Genomic DNA, 21,139 nt, shown 5'->3' with positions numbered 1-21,139 from the left:
AACATAACGCTGACAGTACCGGCACCCTTGTCGAAGCGGCGGAGGAGCGTAGACGAGGGTGTCCGAGTGACTGTAATTGTTATAAATACTCATCTTAGGCGGTAAGCTCATCTATTTTAGATAGTACTTCGCTCGCTCTTCGATCTATGAATGTTTTATAATCATCTTTTTGATAAATAGTTTTATTAATGGGTAATACATTGCTTGATAGTACGTCAGTGAAAGTATCTTGCGGGACTAATTTTTCAAAATAGATAGATGGCGCCTTTCTTGAAATCGCCTTATTAGAATCAGACGAAAGGAAGCAAAAATTCAAGACACAAAAAATATCATCATGATGCACACTTTTAGATTTTAAGTATGCCTGCGGAAAAACGTGATGATATTCTTTTCTGTTGTAGCTTGCGAGCGACGTTCCTAAATCCACCCGTTGATTTTTCACAAGGTCAACAGGATGGTATTGCGCCATCAGAAGCAGAAAAGCCCTAGTCAAAGGATTTGCTTTAGAGAACTTTGTGTTTATTAGCGTATTTTCTGTGACGGTGTACTCATAAGACGAAAAGGCGTTCGACTCACCATCTGCTATTTCCTTAATCCTCTCAATATCCGAGTCCATTTTTGCATTTGACTGACCAGAGGTATATCTATTAGAAAATGATGTTTTCCAGAAATACTGCTTAACTTGTGATATTTGCTGTGCAGTCGGCCTTTTAATAGAGTCAAAAAAGCAGGTTATGGGTATCAATTGCTGGGCATATGGCAAAAAGTCCAAATGCAGACACTTCAAGTCAGTTGCCAGGAAGTCAATGGCTTTCTTTATCGCATCAACAATCCTATCCCAGTTGTCGCGTACATCTTCCCCTTTAAGGCTAAGTATATTTTTACTTATAGTTGTTCCCTGGATTACTCCGGATATTATTTGCAATATTACTTTGTGCTTAATCCCGCCAAAGCCCTTATCTTCCAACTCTCCCAACAACCCGTTGCTGGCCTCAAGAAGGTGAAAGTCATCGGTCCATGTCCAAGCGGTCATCAAATCCAAGGGGCCAAGCTTTGTCCCTGTATTATTGATTCTTTCGAAAATTAGACCGACATCCTCCCTGTTTCGATTTTCAATCGTGACGACGGGGACTTCATAATTTAGGAATTGAGAAGCGAGAGATTGAGCCCTTTGGTGATACTTTGAATCCAAGCTACCCAAGGCAGGTATCAGAGTCTGTACATCAAGCAGAGACCTCAATGGTATAGCCGCGCCGACATTCTTAACTTCATTGTTTGGAATAAAGGAAGAAGAGATAAAATCGTAACTAATTTCAAAAATATCAGGATTGGGGTTATACCCTGTATCATCAGGTTCCTGAACAGTTTGTTGGCTGAAAACGCCATAAATACTTGCCATGCGCTGTTGGCCATCCAACGCATAGTTTACGGGGTAGTTTTCTCCTCTCTCTGGAATCTTATATCCTGCAATGTTTCTCGTGGACTTCAACTTTTCTTCCGTACTCCACAACAAAACACTACCTATTGGAAATTCAGCAACGACACTTTCCAGCAACTCAATTACCTGGCTTTGATTCCAAACGTAACCACGTTGAAACGCTGGAATTTTGATGTCGCCCTCATCGATCCGTCTAATAAGGCGGTCAATTTTTTGTGCTGTTGGCGTTAGCTCTGCAGTTCTCATAGCTTTTCTGTGGCACTCCATTGGTTACGTTGGATTTATAACAGGTATTAGACAGCGCGCTCGTTTATTGTCTTGAACGCGCATTCAGCTTTCCTCGGGCCATTCGCTCTGGGGCGGAAGCGGTCAGCATTTTCAAAGCCTGCCGGAAAAAACTTCCGCATCGACTTGCCGCTCCCCATTTCGTTGCTCTATGCAGCGCCCCGAGTCTTTTGTCGGGTGGCAGCAAAATGCATCAGACCGCATCATTTTTCTGACCCCTGAACCGCTTCGCAGCCCAGTAACAGCGGGGCCTGGCACCCCCTGCAAGGTTGCATCAAAACCGGCCCATTTAGCCCGCAGGCGGGCGGGGAGTCGACAGCGCGCCGGCGCCGAATGCCGCAGCCGGGGCGTTTCGGCCCCAGGAGCGGCAATAGCCACCCCTGTTTGATGCCTTCGAGAACACACTGGCCCATACGGGATCATTCAGGAATGCCTAATTCGTCTATCGGCAAAGGCATGGCCGCGCTTGAATACGTCTCGCCTGCTCGGCTGATCTAGAACGCGTAAAACTGCATGATTCCGCATGATTTAATGCACCCCGTGGGGACTGCCCGCGCCCAGTAGTGGCGCGGCTCGTAGTGCGGTGCATGAGTGCCTAAAAACCGACCCACTTAGCGCGCAGGCGGGGCGGGGTGTCGACAGCGCGCCGTGGGGCGACGGCGCCCAGCATCGAGGCTGGTGGCCACGGCGGCCGATGCCGGGCAGGAGAGGCCGAGAGGCGCCGTGCTGGCTCCTCGACAACGACGAGACGAATCACGTCTCGCTACGATAAGCTCGAACGAATCATCAGGGGGACGTTCCCCGCCTTGATGCCATCACGACCCCACGAGGACACGCCACGATGGACCTTGCCGTATGGATGACCTACCTCGGTGTCATCACCGCACTCATCCTGTTTCCGGGCCCTGTCGCCTTGCTTTGCATGCATCATGGGCTGCGTCACGGTCGGCGACGCGCCTTGGCGACGGTGGTGGGGGGCGCCATGGCTTCGCTTGCCTTGATGGCGCTGTCGTCCCTGGGGCTGGGGGCGATCCTCGCGACCTCTGAAACCGCCTTCCTGGTGTTGAAGGCCGCCGGGGCGGTCTATCTGGTCTACCTGGGCGTGCAGGCATGGCGGTCGCCTTCCGAGCCAATGGCCGACCCGGCGGCGGAGCCGGATGCCGTGCCGGCGGGTCATCGCTCCCGGTTCCGGCTGTTCGGCAAGGGCTTTTCCGTGGGGATCAGCAATCCCAAGGATCTGCTGTTCTTCGGTGCGCTCTTTCCCAATTTCATCGACCTGGGCCAGCCGCAATGGTCGCAGTTCGCGATTCTGGCCATGACATGGCTCGCGGTCGATCTGGCGACGATGACCACCTATGCCTCGGTGGGTTCGACGGTCAGCCGCTGGTTCGGCACGTCGCGCCGCGTGCGCCTGTTCAACCGCACCACCGGCGGGCTTTTCATGGCTGCGGGAGGGGCGTTGGCCACCTCACACCGCTAAGGTGTCACCAAGGAACAGGAATCCCATGGAATCGAAAGCCCTGCACCGGCCCATCGCGGTCTTCGATGCCGGAATCGGCAGCTATGCCATCGTGGCGGAGATACAGCGGCGCCTATCCCGTCAGGACGTGATCTACTTCGCGGATCGCGCCAGTTTCCCCTATGGGAGCAAGGCGCCCGATGAGCTGGCCCGGGTCATGGAGCGGACGTTGCGCTTTCTGGAGACGTTCGAGCCCTCGGCCATCGTCGTGGCGTCCAACGCCCCATCGATCACCGTGCTCGAATCGGTGCGCCCCATGACGCGACTGCCGGTCTTCGGCGTCTTTCCACCCCTGGAGGCGGCGCTGGCATGCTCGGCCACTCACGCCGTGGGCATCATGGGCGTCGAGTCGCTGGTCGAAAGCGAGATGCTGGAGAGCTTCGTGGCATCCCATGATCTTGCCGGTGCCCGTGTCGAGCTGATCAATGCCTCGAGCATGGTGGAGCTGGTCGAAAGCGGGGCGTTTCTGTTCGATCCGCCGGGCACCCAGGCGAGCGTCGACGACTTCGTGAAGACCCTCTTTCAGCGCAAGCCCGACATCGACGTGCTGACGCTATCGAGCACGCACCTGCCATGGCTCAAGGCGTTTTTCGAGCGTGCGCGCCCGCAATGCCGGTTTCTGGACCCTGCCGAGAGTGTGGTGGCGAGCCTCGGCACGGGCACCCCGGGCACGGGTACGGTCAGGACGCTGGTCACGGAAGACACGCGTTACTCCGTCGACGATTTCCGGCGCATGCTGGATCGGCTGGGCGTCGATCTCACGCTCGAGGTCGTCCAGGTGCCACAGTGAGTGTATATATCGTCGGTGACTTCCACCCATCCCATTCGAGGGCCGGGGCGTGTGGGAAGTGCTGGGAAGGGTGAAATGGCGCCCCCATCAGGATTCGAACCTGAGACCTTCCCCTTAGGAGGGGGATGCTCTATCCAGCTGAGCTATAGGGGCTTTGCTTGCAGGGCCTTGTGCCGGGCGACGGTCGATACATGCGCCCGAACGTGGCGCATTATAAGCGCCTGACAGCACGAGATAAACCTCTGTGCATGGCGCGTATCGTCGCATTCAGGCGAGTGACTCGGATCGAGGAACGGCTTTCAGCGGGTAGACGGGGCGTGCGTCCGCGCTCAGGTAGCGTTCGATCAACGCCGTCACCGGCATCGGCTCGCCGAGGAGAAAGCCCTGTGCCAGGTCGCAGCCCAGTCCGCGCAGCTTTTCCAGTTGCTTGTCGCGTTCCACGCCCTCGGCCAGTACCTGGCGCTGCATGGCATGGGCCATGTCGATGATGCCGCCGACGAACTGCCGCTGGTCCTCGCGTGTATCGAGATTCCGGATCGCGCTGCGATCGATCTTGAGCGTGTCGATCGGCAGGTGGTTGGCGTAGGTGATCGAGGAGATGCCGGAGCCGAAGTCGTCGAGGGCGATCGAGGTGCCCAGCAACCGCGCCTCGAGCAACTGGCTGCAGGCCAGGTCGAGGTCGTGGAAGTGGCTCGACTCCAGCACCTCGATGGTCAGGTAGGGCACCGTCAGCTTGAGCGCGTCGCGGGTTTCGACGATGGCGCGCAGGAAGCTGCCTGTCTCGATCTGGTCCTGGGAGAGGTTGATGCTGACCGGGGTGGCGTGGCCGGCATCCTGGAGGCGCTTGGCCATGTGGCCGGCTTCGCGTACCAGCCACTGGCCGAACGGCAGGCTCAGCGAGGAGTGCATGATCACGTTGATGAAATGCTGTGGCCCGAGTACCCCCTTCTGCGGGTGGCGCCAGCGCGCCAGCGCCTCGAAGCTGTGGGTCTGGTTGCTAGCCAGGTCGATGATCGGCTGGTAGTAGAGCTCGAGTTCGCCCTTCTCGAAGGCGTCGCGGATCCGCTGGAAAGCATCCTGGCTGCGCGACTCGACGAAGCGTCGGGCCTTGGCGATACGGTTCTTGCCGCCGAGCTTGGCCTCGTACATGGCATGGTCGGCGTTGTCGATCAGGGTCGGTGGGCTCTGCCGATAGTCGCTGGTGAAGGCCAGGCCGATCGAGACCGAGACGTTGACCTGCTCGCCGTTGGCGAGCAGGAAAGGCTGGGTCAGGTCGTCGATGATCTTTTGCCCGACCTTGAACGCCTTGTCGCTATTGCCCATGCCGCCGAGAGCGATGACGAACTCGTCGCCGCCGAAGCGCGCGACGATATCGGTACTGCGCATCAGCCGCTTGAGTCGTCGACTGACCTCGACCAGCAGTTCATCGCCGGCGGCGTGTCCATAGCTGTCGTTGATCGGCTTGAAGTCGTCGAGATCCATGAACAGCACCGACAGGCCGCTTTCGACGTATTGCAGGCCGGCCAGGTGGCTCTCGAGCATCACGGTAAAATGCTCGCGATTGTAGAGTCCGGTCAGCGGGTCGTAGATCGCCATACGCTCGAGGCGGGCCTGGTTGAGACGCTGCTGGGTGATGTCGCGGAACACGCCGACATAGTTGATCACCTCGCCGGCGTCGTTGCGCACGGCCGATATGGTCGAGTTCTCGATCAACTGGCTGCCATCCTTGCGGGTGTTCCAGATGTCGCCGGACCAGAAACCGTGCTTGTCCACCGCGGCAAACAGCGATTGATAGAAGGTGGCGTCGTGCTTGCCGGACGACAGCATGTGAGGCTTTTCGCCGATGATCTCGTCACGCTCGTACCCGGTCAGTGCGGTAAAGGCCGGATTGGTGTCGACGATCGTCCGTTCGGCGTCGGTGATGAAGATGCCATCGTGGGTGCTGTCGAATACTGCCTTGGCGAGCCCCTGCCGATGCTGGTCGGTGATGTCGCGATGGGTGGCGATCACGTAGCGGTGGCCATCGGTGCTCTCGGTCACCGACAGGGTCAGTTCGTCCCAGAGCTGGCCACCGTCGCGGCGACGCAGCGCCAGCGTATGGGTCGACGGGGTACGGTGGGTCAACACCTCGCTCAGCCAGATCTCGATATCCCGGGAGGCGAAAACGCTATGCGCCGGAGCCAGCGCCTCCTGGCGGGCGTAGCCGGTGAGCTGCTCGAAGCCGGCATTGACGTGCAGCACCGGGAAGCCGGCGGCCTCGCCGTCGATGATCGTGATCGCGATGCCGGGTAGCTCCAGCACCTTCACGATGGGTTCCAGCAGGGGAGGCAATTGGCCCAAGGGGGATACTCCTGTGCAGCCGGCGATCCTCTGGTAATCGATTGGTTATCGGCCGTCGTGGCGAATACTTGAGCATGACGCCAGCCGGTGGTGAAAGCTAGACTGGCGACTTTCCTGGACAAGGGTGAAAACGGTGAGCGTTCGCGACCGCATATTCGATGGCCTGGCCGACAAGTTCGCCGATAGCCTGTACGGCAAGCCGCGCGGCGAGCTGCGCCTGGCACTGCTCGACGAGCTGCTGCCACGCACCCTGGCGCTGCATGGCCAGCCGGCGCTGGATGCCGGCGGTGGGCTGGGCCAGATGAGCGCCTGGCTGGCACGGCGTGGTCACCCCGTGACGCTGGCCGAACCCTCCGTCGAGATGCTCGAGCGGGCGCGTCGTGAACATGGCGATCTGCCGATCGATTTTCTGCGAGCGCCGCTACAGGAACTAGGGCAAGTCGCGCCCGGGCCGTGGCCATTGATCGTCTGCCACGCGGTGCTGGAATGGCTCGCCGAACCCCGCCGGGCGCTGGCGACGCTGAACCGGCTGCTGGCGCCGGGGGGGCAGCTTTCGCTGATGGTCTTCAATCGCGATGCGCTGCGGTTTTCCAATGTCGTCAAGGGCAACCTGGAGAAGGCGCTGGACGATCGGCTGGCGGGTACCGGTCAGCGCCAGCGGCTGACGCCGATCTCGCCGTTGACGCATGCCCGGGTCAGCGGCTGGTTCGCCGAAGAGGGCTTGGTCGTCGAGCACGTCGCCGGTATCCGGATCTTTCACGACTACCTGCGCGAACGCGATCCGGACGACACGACGCTGAGCCGGCTGTTCGAGCTCGAACGGCGTTATTGCGACGTCGATCCGCACTGGCGGTTGGGACGCTACCTGCTCTATCACCTGCGCAAACCCGAAATCCCTGGAGATGGGACATGAGCGCGACGACGCCCGTCTGCCAGTTGCTCGAGCGCCAATCCGGCGATTACCGCGGCTGGCTGTGGGTCGCGCCGCCGGCCGATCCCTGGTTGACGACGCAGGCGCCGGGGCCGCTGTGGAGCGCCGACCTCACGCTGGCTCGACAATGGCGGGCGGTTGGCCTGACGGCATACGACTCGCTCGAGCCCCGGCTCGACACGCCGCCCGGTGCCGTGCTGTTCTGGCCCAAGACCCATGCCCTGGGCGAATGGTGGCTGCTGGCGCTATGCCGCCGGCTTCCCGAGGGCACGCCGCTACAGGTGGTGGGCGAGAACCAGGGCGGCATCAAGCGGGTGCTCAAGGTCTTGGCGGCACTGGGCCTGGGCTGCCGCAAGCTCGACAGCGCGCGCCGCAGCACGCTGTTCGAGACGCGCGTCGGGCCGGTCGCGCTGGACCCCGATGCGGTCTGGCAGCGCTTCGAGGCGGCCGGGCTCGCGCTGGCCAGCCACCCCGGGGTGTTCGGCCACGGCAAGCTGGATGACGGCACGCGACTATTGCTCGAGAACCTGCCCCATGAACTGGGTCGCCGGGGCGAGCGCGTGCTCGATGTCGGCTGTGGCGACGGCATCATCGCCGCCAGCCTGGCACAGCGCGGCGCCGAGGTCACCGCGCTCGACGTCAGCGCCTTCGCCGTGGAGGCGACGCGGCGCACGCTGGCCGCCAACGCGCTGGAAGGCACGGTGGTGCAGAGCGATGTCTATGACGGGCTGGCCGATGGGGAACGCTTCGCCGCCATCGTCAGCAATCCACCCTTCCATCAGGAGCGGGCGATCGACTACGGCCCGGCGGCGCGGCTGATCGCCGAGGCGCCCGAGCGGCTCGAGCGTGGCGGCAGCCTGCTGTTGGTGGCCAATGCGTTTCTGCCCTATCCCGACCGCCTCGAGGCGGCCTTCGGGCGCTTCTCGATTCTCGCCGACGACCGGCGCTTTCGCGTGTATCGGGCGATTCGCCGCTGACGACTAGCGGCTGGCGCCGGGATCGCGATAGTCGATGGCGGTGACGATGTAGTGCGTCTCGCCGCCCGGCGCGGCGACCGTGACCTCGTCGTCGAGCGCCTTGCCGAGCAGGGCGCGGGCCAGCGGCGCGTCGACGCTGATCCAGCGCCTGGCGGTATCGGTCTCGTCGTGGCCGACGATGCGGATTGCCAGCTCCTCGCCGTCCTCGTCTTCCAGGGTGACGAAGGCCCCGAAATACACGCGCCCGGTATCCGCCGGCAGCCGGTCGACCACCTGCAGTTCGTCGAGCCGCTTGCCCAGGTAGCGGATGCGCGCGATGACCCGGTTGAGTTCCTTCTTGTTGTAGGTGTAGTCGGCGTTCTCGCTGCGATCGCCCAGCGCCGCGGCCTCGCCGACCTTGGCCGAGATCTCGGGCCGGCGTACCCGCGACAGGTGATCGAGGATGCCGCTGAGCCGGGCATGGCCTTCGGGGGTGATCAGGTTGCTCTTGGCTTCCTGGCGCGGATCCTTGGCGGGATCGCGCCAGCGCGTCATGTTGCGGCCTTTCATGATAGTCGGATCGTCATGGCGGTTGCGGTGATCCGGCCAGCCTACGCAACCCGGCGGTCGAGGCCAAGCTGCAGGCGGGATTCGACGAAGACCGCATAGTGAATCATACAAACGTTCGTTATGTTGCTGGACAGTGGGATACGCGACGAGCCGCCTGGCTCGTTTCACCGCCGTCGAGGCGGACCTGTCGAGGAGTCGAACGATGCTTTGTAAACGCCTGCTGAAAGCGGCCGTGCTGGCCGCCACGTTGGTAACCGCCGGGGCCGCCATGGCGCAGCCCGACCCGGTCTATCCGCTGATCAAGCGCTGGGCGCAGATCAATTACCATATGCAGGGGGACGCGCAGGAAAAGGCCTTCGCGCAACTGGCCGGCGACGCCGACCAACTGGCGACGGCACAATCCGACGATGCCCGGGTGCTGACCTGGCAGGGCATCATCCTGGCCTCGCAGGCGCGCGCCCAGGGCGGGCTGGGTGCCCTGGGGCTGGCCAAGCAGGCGCGTACGGCGCTCGAAAGGGCGATCGAACTCGATTCCCGTGGCGATGACGGTTCGGCCTACGTGACCCTGGGCACGCTCTACGCCAGGGTGCCGGGCTGGCCGGTCGGCTTCGGCGATGACGAGAAGGCCGAGCGACTGCTCGAGAAAGCCGTGGAGATCCGCCCGCAAGGCATCGACACGCTGTATTTCTACGCCGACTACCTGCACGAGCAGGGCCGTGACGCCGCGGCGCTCGAGTATGCCCGGCGTGCCGAGGCGGCACCCGGGCGCCCGGGGCGGGATGCTTCCGATGCGGGGCTGCGCGAGGAGATCCGCCAGTTGCTGGCTGAACTCGGCCAGGGCAAGTAGGAAGCGAATGCATTCGCGACGAAGCCCGCAATCTGTCGGGAGCAGGTTCCTTTCCACGAGCCAGACCCAGTCTCGCATGGCGGTGAACGGCGGCATCCTTGCCGGGACGCGACTTGGAATCCGGCCACCGGCCCGGGATAATGGGGCGCATTGTGCCCGCGCCCGGGTCAGACCCGGCCGATTGGAGAGTCCATGACCGACGATGACAACTCGCAGGCCGTCGCGCGCTTTACCGGCGCCGATGTCGAGCGGCTGGAAACCGAGTCGCTCTACCGAGGTTTCTTCAGCCTCGAGCGTCGCCACCTGCGCCATCGCCTTTTTCACGGCGGCTGGAGCCGTGTGCTCGACCGCGAGGTGCACGTGCGCCGCGATGCGGTCGGCGTGCTACTCTACGATATCGAACGCGACAGCGTCGTGCTGGTCGAGCAGCTTCGTGCCGGAGCGCTTGACGACCCGCACAGCCCCTGGAAGCTCGAGCCCGTTGCCGGGCTGGTCGAGCCCGGCGAGAACCCGGCCGAGGTGGCGCGCCGCGAAGCCGTGGAGGAAGCGGGCTGTCACATCGAGGAGCTGATCGAGCTGTACAGCTATTACCCCAGTCCCGGGGGCAGCGACGAACGCGTCACGCTGTTCTGCGGGCTCGTCGACAGCCGCGAGCTGGGCGGCGTGCATGGTCTGGAGGAAGAGGACGAGGACATTCAGGTGCATGTGCTGCCGTTCGCCCGCACCAGGGAGTTGTTCGAGGCGGGGCGGCTGGATAACGCCATGTGTCTGATCGCCTTCCTCTGGCTGACACGCGAGCGGGCCTCACTGCGAGCAAGGAGATAAGCCGTGGCCAGAACCGCGTATGTCACCGATTTGAAAACGCTGCAGGGCGAATGTACCGCCAACTATCTGCGCCTGACGCGATTGCTGGGCGAGCTGCAGGCCGGCGAGGTGCGCGAGGTGCCGCTGAACGGCGCGGCGGGCTGTTTCGGCACGCTGTGGCTGGAAGTCGCCGAGCGTGCGCCCTACACGACCATCGTGCGGGTGGCTCAGACCGGGGTGCTCGACGGCATCATCGATTCGCCGCGCATGAACGTGCATCTCTATCACGACGTGCGCATGGCCGAGGTCACCGACTTTCAGCGCCAGCGCCACTTCAGCGGGCGTTACCGCTACCCCAATCCGCGCATGCATCAGCCCGACGAGAAACTCCAGCTCAACCGGTTCCTGGGCGAGTGGCTCGAACACGGTCTGGCGCACGGCCGCGCGACGGACCTCTCGACGACGCGTTGATGGCGCCCGGCAGGCCGCGAACGGCGCGTGGCTGCCGACTGATTTCCCTCTCGTCTTCAAGCCCTCGGCCGGAACGCCATGCCGTCTGGCGGGTATACACGCTCTTGCGAGCCATGGAGTGAACGTACGATGCGGCTGGTTCAAGTCACCGATTGCCACCTGCATGCCGATCCCGCGGCACGCTCGCGGATGGGCGTGCCGTATCGCCAGCTTCACGCGGTACTCGAACGGGCGCGCTCGCTGCGACCCGATCTGCTGCTGGTGACCGGCGACATCAGCCAGGACGAGTCACCGGCCTCCTATCGCCATGCCGCCGAAGCGTTCTCTGCGCTCGACTGCCCCTGGTTCTGGCTGCCCGGCAACCACGACCGGCCGCAGTACATGGCCGAGGAGCGTGAGCTGCTCGACGAGGTCGACCTGGGCGAATGGCGTCTGCTGCTGCTCGATTCGCACGTCAACGGCCAGGCCCATGGCGAGCTCGGTCAGGTCCAGTTGCAGACGCTGGCCTACGCCCTGGAGGACGACGACCGTCCCACCCTGCTGGCGCTGCACCACCCGCCGGTCGAGGTGGGCTCGGCATGGATGGATGCCATCGGCCTGGCCGACCGCGAGGCCTTCTGGCAGACCCTCGCCGCCTACGCGCAGGTGCGGGCGATCCTGTTCGGGCACATCCACCAGGCCTACACCGCGCGGCATGCCTCGGGGCAGGGCGAGATCGTCATCTACGGCTGCCCGGCGACCGCCGACCAGTTCCTCGCCGGCTCGCCCGAGTTCGCCATCGACGAGGCCTCGCGGCCGGGGTTGCGCGTGATCGACCTGGAGGCGGCGGGGATCACTACCTGGGTCGAACGTATCGACAGTTGATATTCCTTAATGCGATTAAGGAATGTTTCTTAATTCTTTGACGTTATCATTGCTCGCTGGGTACCGTATCTCCGTTCGCTTTCCCGCGTCCGGATCCGGTGTGGCCTTTTCACGCTGGGGAGGCGGGGATCCATTGCTTAGAGAGGTCGCAAGCCGAGATGCTTTCCCCCGAACGCCAGACCCACTTGAAGCAGCTTGAAGCCGAGTCGATCCACATCATCCGTGAAGTGGCCGCCGAGTTTCGCAACCCGGTGATGCTGTATTCCATCGGCAAGGACTCCTCGGTGATGCTGCACCTGGCGCGCAAGGCCTTCTACCCGGGCACGCCGCCGTTCCCGCTGATGCACGTCAACACCACCTGGAAGTTCCGCGAGATGATCGAGTTCCGCGATCGCATGGCCCAGGAGGTGGGCATGGAACTGATCGAGCACATCAACGAGGAGGGCCGCGCGGCGGGCATCAACCCCTTCGAGCACGGCAGCGCCAAGTACACCGACGTGATGAAGACCCAGTCGCTCAAGCAGGCGCTGGACAAGTACGGCTTCGACGCCGCCTTCGGCGGCGCGCGGCGCGACGAGGAGGCCTCGCGGGCCAAGGAGCGGGTCTACTCGTTCCGCGACAAGTACCACCGCTGGGACCCCAAGAACCAGCGCCCCGAGCTGTGGAACATCTACAACGCCAAGATCAACAAGGGCGAATCGATCCGCGTGTTCCCGCTCTCCAACTGGACCGAGCTCGACATCTGGCAGTACATCTATCTGGAATCGATCCCCATCGTGCCGCTGTACTACGCCGCCCCGCGCCCGGTGGTCGAGCGCGACGGCATGCAGATCATGGTCGACGACGAGCGTCTTCCGCTCGAGGAAGGTGAAGTGCCCGAAGAGAAGTGGGTGCGCTTCCGCACCCTGGGCTGCTACCCGCTCACCGGCGCGGTGGAATCCAAGGCCGCCACGCTGCCCGAGATCATCCAGGAGATGCTGCTGACCCGCACCAGCGAACGCTCGGGCCGCGCCATCGATCACGATCAGGCGGGGTCGATGGAACGGAAGAAGCGCGAGGGATACTTCTAGCGCGCCGTAGGCGCGCTGGAAAGCCGTAAGCTGTAAGCCATAAGCTTTAAGCAGCCCGGAGGACGCCGCCATAAATTTCGAGAAACTCCGGGTCTGGAAGCGCTCAGCCAGGCTATCGGCCGAGCTTTATAAGACCCTGCGGGATTTACGTGACTTCGGTTTCAAGGATCAGATCACGCGTTCAGGCTTATCGGTCCCCAGCAACATCGCTGAAGGCATGAGCCGGTCTTCGACGAAGGATAAGCGCCACTTTCTGGTTATCGCGCGCGGCTCGTGTTCCGAATTACGCACCCAGATCTATATCGGCATGGAAATCGATTACATATCTCAGGACAAAGGCCGTGAATGGCTACAGGAAACGCGCGAAATCTCCTCCATGCTCGCTGGCTTGATCGCCACCCTGGACAACGAATAGACGCAACGCCGCAAGCAGCGGTTGGGGTTTACTTACCGCTTAAAGCTTACGGCTTACAGCTCAGGATCTTGCTATGTCACATCAATCAGCCCTCATCGCCGAGAACATCGAAGCCTACCTCCAGGAACACGAGAACAAGGACCTGCTGCGCTTCATCACCTGCGGCAGCGTCGACGACGGCAAGTCGACGCTGATCGGCCGGCTGCTGCACGACTCCAAGATGATCTACGAGGATCAGCTCGCCGCGATCACCCAGGCCTCCAGGACCAGCGGCACCACCGGCGACAAGGTCGACCTGGCGCTGCTGGTCGACGGGCTGCAGTCCGAGCGCGAGCAGGGCATCACCATCGACGTCGCCTACCGGTACTTCTCCACCGACCGGCGCAAGTTCATCATCGCCGACACCCCGGGCCACGAGCAGTACACCCGCAACATGGCCACCGGCGCCTCCACCGCCAGCCTGGCGGTGATCCTGATCGACGCCCGCCATGGCGTGCAGACACAAACAAGGCGGCATAGCTTCATCGCCGACCTGCTGGGCATCCAGCACCTGGTGATCGCCATCAACAAGATGGACCTGGTCGAGTACTCCCAGGCGCGCTTCGACGAGATCGTCGCCGAGTATCGGCGCCTCGCCGACAAGCTCAACGCCCGCGACATCCGCTTCGTGCCGATCTCCGCGCTGGAGGGCGACAACGTCGTCAACGCCAGCGAGCGCATGCCCTGGTACTTTCAAGAAAACTACCAAGGCGAGCCGCTGCTCGAACTGCTCGAGACGGTCGAGATCATCCACGACAGCAACCTCGCCGACCTGCGCCTGCCGGTGCAGTACGTCAACCGGCCCAATCTGGACTTCCGCGGCTATGCCGGCACGCTGGCCGCCGGCATCCTGCGCCCCGGCCAGGCCATTCGTGCCCTGCCTTCCGGCAAGACCAGCAAGGTCGAGCGCATCGTCACCTTCGATGGCGACCTCGAGGTGGCCTACCCGGGCCAGGCGATCACCGTCACCCTGGAAGACGAGATCGACATCTCCCGGGGCGACTGGCTGGTGGAAGGCGATGCCGAGATCGCGCTGTCCAATGCCTTCGTTGCCGACATCGTGTGGATGCACGACAGTGCACTCGAGCCCGGCAAGCTCTACGATCTGAAGCTCGCCACCCGCGACCTGACCGGGCAGGTCAGCGCCATCGACTACCAGGTCGATGTCAACACCCTCGAACATCACGGCGCCGAGCGGCTGAACCTCAACGCCATCGGCCGCTGCCGGGTCGAGCTGACCGCGCCGATCCCGGTCGACGACTACCGCGCGAGCCCCGGCACCGGCAGCTTCATCGTCATCGACCGGCTGACCAACGTCACCGTCGGCGCGGGGATGGTGCGTGGCGCACTGGAGGGTGACAGCACACCCGGCGAAGTCGACTGGCAGGCTTTCGAGGTCGAGCTCAACGCCCTGGTGCGCAAGTACTTCCCGCACTGGGAAGCCAAGGACGTGCGCGAGCTGATGGGCAGGTAGACGGCAAAAGCCTCGCGCTGAAAGTCACAGCGCCCTGTCGGCGTCAGTTCGCGGCGCCGGCGGGTCGCTGCGTTTCAGGGCTTGTTGGCGACGATCACCGCGCGACGCGGCGCCGGATGCCCTTCGATGGTGCGCGTGCGATCTTCCGGGTCGAGAAAGTCGGCCAGCGACTGGAAGGTCATCCACTCGGTGCGGCGCTGCTCGTCGAGACTGGTCGGTGCCTCGTCGACGACGCGCACGTTGGTGAAGCCGCAGCGCTCCAGCCAGTGGCAAAGAGCGGCCGAGGAGGGCAGGAAATAGACGTTGGGCATCCGCGCGTAGCGCTCGCCGGGCATCAATACCGTCGTCGCATCACCCTCGACGACCAGCGTCTCCAGCACCAGTTCGCCCCCCGGGCGCAGGGCACCGCGCAATTGCAGCAGGTGATCGAGCGGCGAAGCACGATGATAGAACACGCCCATCGAGAACAGCGTGTCGAAGGCCTCGAGGTTGGCCGGAACGTCCTCGATGCCCGCCGGCAGGAAGTGGGTGCGCCCGCCGTCGGCGCCACCGACGAAATGGCGCACCGCCTGGAACTGGTAGTAGAAGCGCGGCGAAGGGTCGATCACCAGCACGAATGCCGCGCCGGCGCTGGCCATGCGCCAGGCGTGATAGCCGTTGCCGCCGCCGACGTCGAGCACCCGGCGGCCCGCCAGCGGCGCCAGGTGCGGGGCGACGCGTTGCCACTTCCAGTCCGAGCGCCACTCGCTGTCGATGTCGATGCCGGCCAGCCGGTAGGGGCCCTTGCGCCACGGCATCAACGCCTTGAGCAGGTTGTGGCAGCGCCGCCGGTCGGCGTCGTCGAGCGCGACGTCGACACTCACGGTATCGCGATCGAGCGCCACGTCGCGGGCGTCCGGCAGCTCGGGGAGCTTGGCAACCGCCTTCGCCCAGCCCGGCAGGTCGCCGTGGCGGCGCCGGTCCAGCCCGCGTGCGAACTGTTCGGGAAGACGCGCCAGCCAGGCGTGCAACTGCTGATCGACGAAGGCGTGATAGAGCGCCTGCTGGGCGCGGTCGGTATCGGCCATGTTCAGCGCGGCCCCTCGGCCATGCCCCGGGCGTCCCTGTACCGGGCGTCCCGATACTGGGCGTCCCGATACCGGGCGTCCTTGAACGCGATCATCGAGGCGAAGTTGAGATACTGGAACCAGGTCGTGGTGCGGGCGAAACCGGCCCGCGCCAGGCGCGCATGGTGGGCCTCGAGGGTGTCCGGCACCAGCACGTTTTCCAGTGCGGTACGCTTCTGGCTGATCTCCAGCTCGCTGTAGCCGTTGGCGCGCTTGAAGTCGTGGTAGCGTTCCACCAGCCAGGCGTTCTCGGCCTCGTCGGCGGCGACGATCTTCTCCGAGAGCACCAGCACGCCACCCGGCTCGAGCGTCTCGAACAGTTTCGTCATCAGCGCGTCGCGTTCGCCGGGGGCGAGAAACTGCAGGGTGAAGTTGAGCACGATCATGCTCGCCGGGCGGTAATCGAGATGGCGAATATCGCCCTCGACGATCTCGATGGCGTGTTCGGGACATTCGGCGGCGAGCGTCTCGCGGGCGCGGGCGACCATCGCCGGCGACAGGTCGACACCGGTCAGAGAGAACGCTTCGGGCGGCAGGCGCCCGGCCAGCGCCAGGCCCACCGCGCCCAGCGAGCAGCCCAGGTCGTAGACATGCCCGCCGTGGCGCAGGTGGCGCTCGGCGATCACCCCGAGCATGCCGAGGATCTGGCCGTAGCCGGGGATCGAGCGGCGCACCATGTCGGGGAAGCAGGCCACGACCTGCTCGTCGAAGGAAAATGTCGCGACCCGGTCGAGGGGTGTCGTGAAGATCGCGTCACGGTAAGATGCATCACTCATGGGCGTTCGCTAAGCCGACTTGTTGAAGGTGGATGAAGCTGGAAGCTGAGAGCCGTGCGGCAGGCGCTGACAGTTTACCCAGCGTCCGAGCGGCTTGCATCCGCCGCGACGCCGCCCAGCCACGACCGCCGGTCGTGGACCCGCATGGATCCGTTCAAGGAGGAGCCGATGACCGAAGCCACGACGATCGACCAGCATCCCGCCTGGAAGGCGCTGCTCGAGCACGCCGCAACGATGCGCCAGGTGCATCTCAAGGACCTGTTTCACGAATCCGACCAGCGCTATCCGGACTTCAGCCGCCGGGCCGCGGGCCTGATGCTGGATCTGTCCAAGCAGCGCTGGCGTCGCGAAACGCTGGACAAGCTGCTCGAGCTGGCGCGCGTCGCCGGCGTGCCCGAGGGCATCGAGCGGTTGCTGGCCGGCGAGCGGGTCAACCTGAGCGAGGATCGCCCGGCGCTGCACACCGCGCTGCGCCTGCCGGCGGATGCGCGCCTCGAGGTCGAGGGCGAGGACGTGGTGCCGGGCGTGCATCGCACCCTGGAGCACATGGCGGCAATGGTCGACAAGTTCCATGCCGGGCAGTGGCGCGGCGCCACCGGCAAGGCGGTCACCGACGTGGTCAACCTCGGCGTGGGCGGTTCGGACCTGGGGCCGCTGATGGTCTCGCACGCATTGGCCGACTACCGGCCACGGGACATCCATCCGGTCGAGGTGCATTTCGCCTCGACCATGGACGGCTCCCAGCTGGCCGACTATCTGACGCGTTTCAATCCCGAGACCACGCTGTTCGTGCTGTCGTCGAAGTCGTTCACCACCATCGATACGTTGTCCAACGCGCGCACTGCCCAGGACTGGCTGATGGGGCATCTGGTCAACGGCCGCGGCGATCGCGACCTGGTCATGCGCCAGCACTTCATCGGCGTCTCGGCGAGTCCCGAGAAGATGAGCGAGTGGGGTATCTCCGAGGCCAACCAGCTCGAGTTCTGGGAGTGGGTCGGCGGCCGCTATTCGCTGTGGGGGGCCATCGGCCTGCCGATCGCCGTGGCGGTGGGCATGGACAACTTCCGCGAACTGCTCGCCGGTGCCCACGAGATGGATCGCCATTTCGCCAGCGCGCCCCTCGAGGACAGCCTGCCGGTGCTGCTCGCCCTGGCGGGCATCTGGAACGTCAACTTCCTGGATATTCGCGCCCACTCGATCCTGCCCTATGACGGCCGGCTGGAGTTCTTCGCCAGCTATCTCGAGCAGTTGGAGATGGAGTCCAACGGCAAGTCGACCACCAACGACGGCCAGACCACCCCGTATTCGACCTGCCCGGTGCTCTGGGGTCAACTGGGCCCCAACGCCCAGCACGCCTTCTACCAGTTGCTGCACCAGGGCACCCAGCCGGTCGAGTGCGACTTCATCGCGCCGATGCGCCGCTACGACCGGGTCGAGGACGACGCCACCCGTGCGCTGCTCAAGGAGCAGCACCGCCTGACCCTGGCCAACTGTTTCGCCCAGTCGCGGGTGCTGATGCTCGGCGACGAGGCGATCGAGGACGACGGCCCGCGCCCCAATCACAAGCGTTATCGCGGCAACCAGCCGTCGACCACGGTGTTGCTCGATCGCCTGACACCGCGCACGCTGGGCTCGCTGGTGGCGCTCTACGAGCACAAGGTGTTCGTCCAGGCGACCATCTGGAACATCAACCCGTTCGATCAGTGGGGCGTCGAGCTGGGCAAGAAGATCGCCACCCAGACCGAGCGGGTGCTCGCCAGCCACGAAGGCCTCGCGGCGCTCGACGAGTCCAGCCGCCACTTGATCGAGGCGGTCTGGCGCGCCGAGGAGCAACACTGAATGCTGTTTATCTGTCCAGGTTTTAGGGTATGCTGAGTGGCCCCTTGCAGGCAGCGCCGGTCGACGGAGTGCTCTATCTGCACGGATTCAACAGCGGTAGCGATTCGCCCAAGGCGCGCCTGATGCGCGAAGCCTGCGCCCGGATCAAGCATCGGGGCGGGCCGTTGCCGTGCCGCACGCCGCACCTTTCGCACCGGCCCGCCGAAGCCCTGGCGAGCGCCGAAGCGGCACTCGCCGAACTCGGCGACAACGTGCTGCTGGTGGGCAGTTCGATGGGCGGCTTTCTGGCCAGCGTCCTGGCCGAGCGTCACGCGCTGGCGGCGGTGCTGATCAATCCGGCGGTGAACGCCCCGCGGCTGGTCGACGCCTGGCTGGGCATGGCGTTCGTCAACCCCTACAGCGGGGAGCGCTTCACCATCGAGTCGGCGCATCGCGACGAGCTCAAGGCGTTGACGCCGGCGTCGCTGACCCCGGAGCGTTACCTGCTGCTGCTGGGCAGCGCCGACGAGACGCTCGACTGCCGCGAGGCGTTCACCGCCTATCGCGGCTGTCGCACGCTGATCGAGCCGGGCGGCGATCACGGCTTCAGCCGGCTGGCGGCCCATCTGCCGGCGGTGCTGGCCCACGGCGGGCATGTCGCCGGCGAGTCGCTGGCGGCCATTCAATGATTCTCGATAGCCTGATGGACAATGCATGACGCAATACAGTGCCACCTCCATTGAAGTCCTTTCCGGTCTCGAGCCGGTGCGCAAGCGCCCCGGCATGTATACCGACACCACGCGCCCCAACCATCTGGTCCAGGAAGTCGTCGACAACAGCGTCGACGAGGCGCTGGCCGGCCATGCGCGGGAAATCCGTGTGCGCCTCTACGAGGATGGTGGTATCGAGGTGACCGACGACGGGCGCGGCATGCCCATCGACATTCATCCCGAGCATGGCCTTTCGGGAGTCGAGCTGATCCTCACCAAGCTGCACGCCGGCGGCAAGTTCTCGCAGTCGAGCTATCGCTTCTCTGGCGGGCTGCACGGGGTCGGCGTATCGGTGGTCAATGCGCTGTCCACCCGCCTGGAGGTGGAGGTCTGCCGGGACGGCGAGCGACACGCCATCGCCTTCGCCAAGGGCGAGAAGGTCGAGGAGCTGTCGGTGATCGGCAGCTGCGCCAAGCGCGCCACCGGCACCGTGGTGCGCTTCTGGCCGGAACTCGACTACTTCGATTCGCCGCGGCTGTCGCTGCCGAGGCTCAAGCACCTGTTGCGCGCCAAGGCGGTGCTGTGCCCCGGGCTCAAGGTGGTCCTGGTCGAGGCCGACGGCGCCGAGAGTACCTGGCAGTACGAGGACGGCCTGCGCGACTACCTGGCCCAGGCCACCGACGGCTATGAAGTGCTGCCGGCGTCGCCCTTCGTCGGCCACTTCGCCGACGACGAGCAGGCCGTCGACTGGGCGATCCAGTGGTTGCCCGAAGGCGGCGAGCCGCTGATGGAATCCTACGTCAACCTGATCCCCACGCCGCTCGGCGGCACCCACGTCAACGGCCTGCGCTCGGGGCTGCTCGAGGCGCTACGCGAGTTCTGCGACTACCGCAGCCTGCTGCCGCGCGGCGTCAAGCTGACCGCCGACGACCTCTGGGAGCGGGTCTCGTTCGTGCTCTCGGTGAAGATGCTCGACCCGCAGTTCGCCGGCCAGACCAAGGAGCGGCTTTCCTCGCGCACGGTCGCCGCGTTCGTCTCCGGGGTGGTCAAGGACGCCTTCTCGCTGTGGCTCAATCACCACGTCGACCAGGCCGAGGCGCTCGCCGAGCTGGTGATCAGCGCCGCCCAGCGCCGCCAGAAGAGTGCCAAGAAGGTCGCGCGCAAGAAGGTCACCTCGGGCCCGGCATTACCCGGCAAGCTGGCCGATTGCTCGGGGCAGGACCCGGTGGCCAGCGAACTGTTCCTGGTCGAGGGCGACAGCGCCGGGGGCAGCGCCAAGCAGGCCCGCGATCGCGAGACCCAGGCGATCCTGCCGCTGCGCGGCAAGATCCTCAACACCTGGGAGGTGGAGTCCCACGACATCTACGGTTCCCAGGAGGTCCACGACATCGCCGTGGCGATCGGCGCCGACCCGGCCAGCGCCGACCTGACCAAGCTGCGCTATCACAAGATCTGCATCCTCGCCGACGCCGACTCCGACGGCCTGCATATCGCCACGCTGCTGTGCGCGCTGTTCGTGCGCCATTTCCCGGCGCTGGTCGACGCCGGCCATGTCTATGTCGCCATGCCGCCGCTGTACCGCATCGACCTGGGCAAGGAGGTGCATTACGCGCTGGACGAGAGCGAAAAGGCGGCGATCCTCAAGCGTCTCGAGGGCAAGCGCGGCACCGTTAACGTGCAGCGTTTCAAGGGCCTGGGCGAGATGAGCCCGCTGCAGCTGCGCGAGACCACCATGGCGGTGGATACCCGCCGGCTGGTGCAGCTGACCCGCGTCGACGGCGACGGCACCAGCGAGATGCTCGACATGCTGCTGGCCAAGAAGCGCGCCGGCGATCGCAAGAGCTGGCTCGAGGATTACGGCAATCTGGCCGATATAGAAATATGAACAAGCTGTAAGCCGTAAGCTTTAAGCTGTA

General features: G+C 63.9%; 19 protein-coding genes and 1 tRNA gene. 14 read left to right on the top strand and 6 right to left on the bottom strand.

Going from position 1 to position 21,139, the window contains the following annotated elements:
• Nucleotides 1-94 precede the first annotated feature (94 nt).
• A complete protein-coding gene (locus HR9077_RS02135) occupies nucleotides 95-1,684 on the bottom strand; it encodes a GmrSD restriction endonuclease domain-containing protein (RefSeq protein ID WP_168380877.1) in 1,590 nt (529 codons plus the stop codon).
• An 880-nt stretch (nucleotides 1,685-2,564) separates the two neighbouring features.
• Here HR9077_RS02135 and HR9077_RS02130 point away from each other — a divergent pair.
• Together HR9077_RS02130 and HR9077_RS02125 are read left to right on the top strand one after the other, a co-directional pair.
• Nucleotides 2,565-3,203, top strand: coding sequence for a LysE family translocator (locus HR9077_RS02130; protein WP_136064646.1), 639 nt, complete (start codon nucleotides 2,565-2,567; stop codon nucleotides 3,201-3,203).
• A gap of 25 nt (nucleotides 3,204-3,228) precedes the next feature.
• Nucleotides 3,229-4,032 (top strand): glutamate racemase, encoded by an 804-nt coding sequence (locus HR9077_RS02125; RefSeq protein WP_136064644.1) that lies wholly within the window; start codon nucleotides 3,229-3,231, stop codon nucleotides 4,030-4,032.
• Nucleotides 4,033-4,108: 76 nt separating this feature from the next.
• Here HR9077_RS02125 and HR9077_RS02120 read toward each other — a convergent pair.
• Nucleotides 4,109-4,185, bottom strand: a tRNA-Arg gene (locus HR9077_RS02120).
• 114 nt (nucleotides 4,186-4,299) lie between these two features.
• Nucleotides 4,300-6,372 carry a putative bifunctional diguanylate cyclase/phosphodiesterase gene (locus HR9077_RS02115; RefSeq protein ID WP_136064642.1) on the bottom strand — a complete coding sequence of 691 codons (2,073 nt, stop codon included), beginning with the start codon at nucleotides 6,370-6,372 and terminating at the stop codon, nucleotides 4,300-4,302.
• A 133-nt stretch (nucleotides 6,373-6,505) separates the two neighbouring features.
• Between HR9077_RS02115 and HR9077_RS02110 the strand changes: the two genes are divergently transcribed.
• Nucleotides 6,506-7,285: a methyltransferase domain-containing protein gene (locus tag HR9077_RS02110; RefSeq protein ID WP_136064640.1), complete on the top strand. Its 780-nt coding sequence runs from the start codon at nucleotides 6,506-6,508 to the stop codon at nucleotides 7,283-7,285.
• The gene (locus HR9077_RS02105) at nucleotides 7,282-8,280 is read left to right on the top strand and encodes a class I SAM-dependent methyltransferase (RefSeq protein ID WP_136064638.1); all 999 of its coding nucleotides are present in this window, start codon (nucleotides 7,282-7,284) and stop codon (nucleotides 8,278-8,280) included. The genes HR9077_RS02110 and HR9077_RS02105 overlap by 4 nt, the downstream gene beginning before the upstream one ends.
• A gap of 3 nt (nucleotides 8,281-8,283) precedes the next feature.
• Here HR9077_RS02105 and greB read toward each other — a convergent pair whose 3' ends face one another.
• Nucleotides 8,284-8,829 (bottom strand): transcription elongation factor GreB, encoded by a 546-nt coding sequence (gene greB, locus HR9077_RS02100; RefSeq protein ID WP_136064636.1) that lies wholly within the window; start codon nucleotides 8,827-8,829, stop codon nucleotides 8,284-8,286.
• Nucleotides 8,830-9,031: 202 nt separating this feature from the next.
• Here greB and HR9077_RS02095 point away from each other — a divergent pair, with 202 nt between their 5' ends.
• The 7 genes from HR9077_RS02095 (at nucleotide 9,032) to cysN (ending at nucleotide 14,813) form a co-directional block, all read left to right on the top strand.
• Entirely contained in the window at nucleotides 9,032-9,676 is a 645-nt protein-coding gene (locus HR9077_RS02095) for a TRAP transporter TatT component family protein (protein WP_136064634.1), read from the top strand.
• Between the two features lie 192 nt (nucleotides 9,677-9,868).
• Nucleotides 9,869-10,501: an NUDIX domain-containing protein gene (locus HR9077_RS02090; RefSeq protein ID WP_136064632.1), complete on the top strand. Its 633-nt coding sequence runs from the start codon at nucleotides 9,869-9,871 to the stop codon at nucleotides 10,499-10,501.
• Between the two features lie 3 nt (nucleotides 10,502-10,504).
• Nucleotides 10,505-10,951 carry a DUF1249 domain-containing protein gene (locus HR9077_RS02085; RefSeq protein WP_136064630.1) on the top strand — a complete coding sequence of 149 codons (447 nt, stop codon included), beginning with the start codon at nucleotides 10,505-10,507 and terminating at the stop codon, nucleotides 10,949-10,951.
• A gap of 129 nt (nucleotides 10,952-11,080) precedes the next feature.
• Nucleotides 11,081-11,815: a metallophosphoesterase gene (locus tag HR9077_RS02080; protein ID WP_136064628.1), complete on the top strand. Its 735-nt coding sequence runs from the start codon at nucleotides 11,081-11,083 to the stop codon at nucleotides 11,813-11,815.
• A 128-nt stretch (nucleotides 11,816-11,943) separates the two neighbouring features.
• A complete protein-coding gene (gene cysD, locus HR9077_RS02075; protein WP_280178398.1) occupies nucleotides 11,944-12,885 on the top strand; it encodes a sulfate adenylyltransferase subunit CysD in 942 nt (313 codons plus the stop codon).
• A 70-nt stretch (nucleotides 12,886-12,955) separates the two neighbouring features.
• The gene (locus tag HR9077_RS02070) at nucleotides 12,956-13,300 is read left to right on the top strand and encodes a four helix bundle protein (RefSeq protein ID WP_136064696.1); all 345 of its coding nucleotides are present in this window, start codon (nucleotides 12,956-12,958) and stop codon (nucleotides 13,298-13,300) included.
• Nucleotides 13,301-13,373: 73 nt separating this feature from the next.
• A complete protein-coding gene (gene cysN / locus HR9077_RS02065; RefSeq protein WP_136064624.1) occupies nucleotides 13,374-14,813 on the top strand; it encodes a sulfate adenylyltransferase subunit CysN in 1,440 nt (479 codons plus the stop codon).
• A gap of 74 nt (nucleotides 14,814-14,887) precedes the next feature.
• Here the strand turns inward: cysN and cmoB are convergent, their stop codons facing one another.
• Together cmoB and cmoA are read right to left on the bottom strand one after the other, a co-directional pair.
• Nucleotides 14,888-15,880 carry a tRNA 5-methoxyuridine(34)/uridine 5-oxyacetic acid(34) synthase CmoB gene (cmoB, locus tag HR9077_RS02060; RefSeq protein WP_136064621.1) on the bottom strand — a complete coding sequence of 331 codons (993 nt, stop codon included), beginning with the start codon at nucleotides 15,878-15,880 and terminating at the stop codon, nucleotides 14,888-14,890.
• Nucleotides 15,881-15,882: 2 nt separating this feature from the next.
• Nucleotides 15,883-16,695 (bottom strand): carboxy-S-adenosyl-L-methionine synthase CmoA, encoded by an 813-nt coding sequence (gene cmoA, locus HR9077_RS02055; RefSeq protein ID WP_136064619.1) that lies wholly within the window; start codon nucleotides 16,693-16,695, stop codon nucleotides 15,883-15,885.
• A gap of 168 nt (nucleotides 16,696-16,863) precedes the next feature.
• On the opposite strand from cmoA, the gene pgi reads away from it, so the two are divergent.
• Genes pgi through parE form a run of 3 tightly spaced genes read left to right on the top strand, consistent with a single transcriptional unit; the run spans nucleotide 16,864 to nucleotide 21,108 of the window.
• Entirely contained in the window at nucleotides 16,864-18,534 is a 1,671-nt protein-coding gene (pgi, locus tag HR9077_RS02050; protein ID WP_136064617.1) for a glucose-6-phosphate isomerase, read from the top strand.
• Between the two features lie 29 nt (nucleotides 18,535-18,563).
• Entirely contained in the window at nucleotides 18,564-19,202 is a 639-nt protein-coding gene (locus HR9077_RS02045) for a YqiA/YcfP family alpha/beta fold hydrolase (RefSeq protein WP_136064614.1), read from the top strand.
• 25 nt (nucleotides 19,203-19,227) lie between these two features.
• A complete protein-coding gene (gene parE, locus HR9077_RS02040; protein WP_136064612.1) occupies nucleotides 19,228-21,108 on the top strand; it encodes a DNA topoisomerase IV subunit B in 1,881 nt (626 codons plus the stop codon).
• Nucleotides 21,109-21,139 lie beyond the last annotated feature (31 nt).

The organism is Modicisalibacter radicis (assembly GCF_900961225.1).
Lineage (GTDB): Bacteria > Pseudomonadota > Gammaproteobacteria > Pseudomonadales > Halomonadaceae > Modicisalibacter.
Note: the sequence above shows the minus strand (reverse complement) of the source record. Positions and strands in the feature narration are given on the sequence as shown.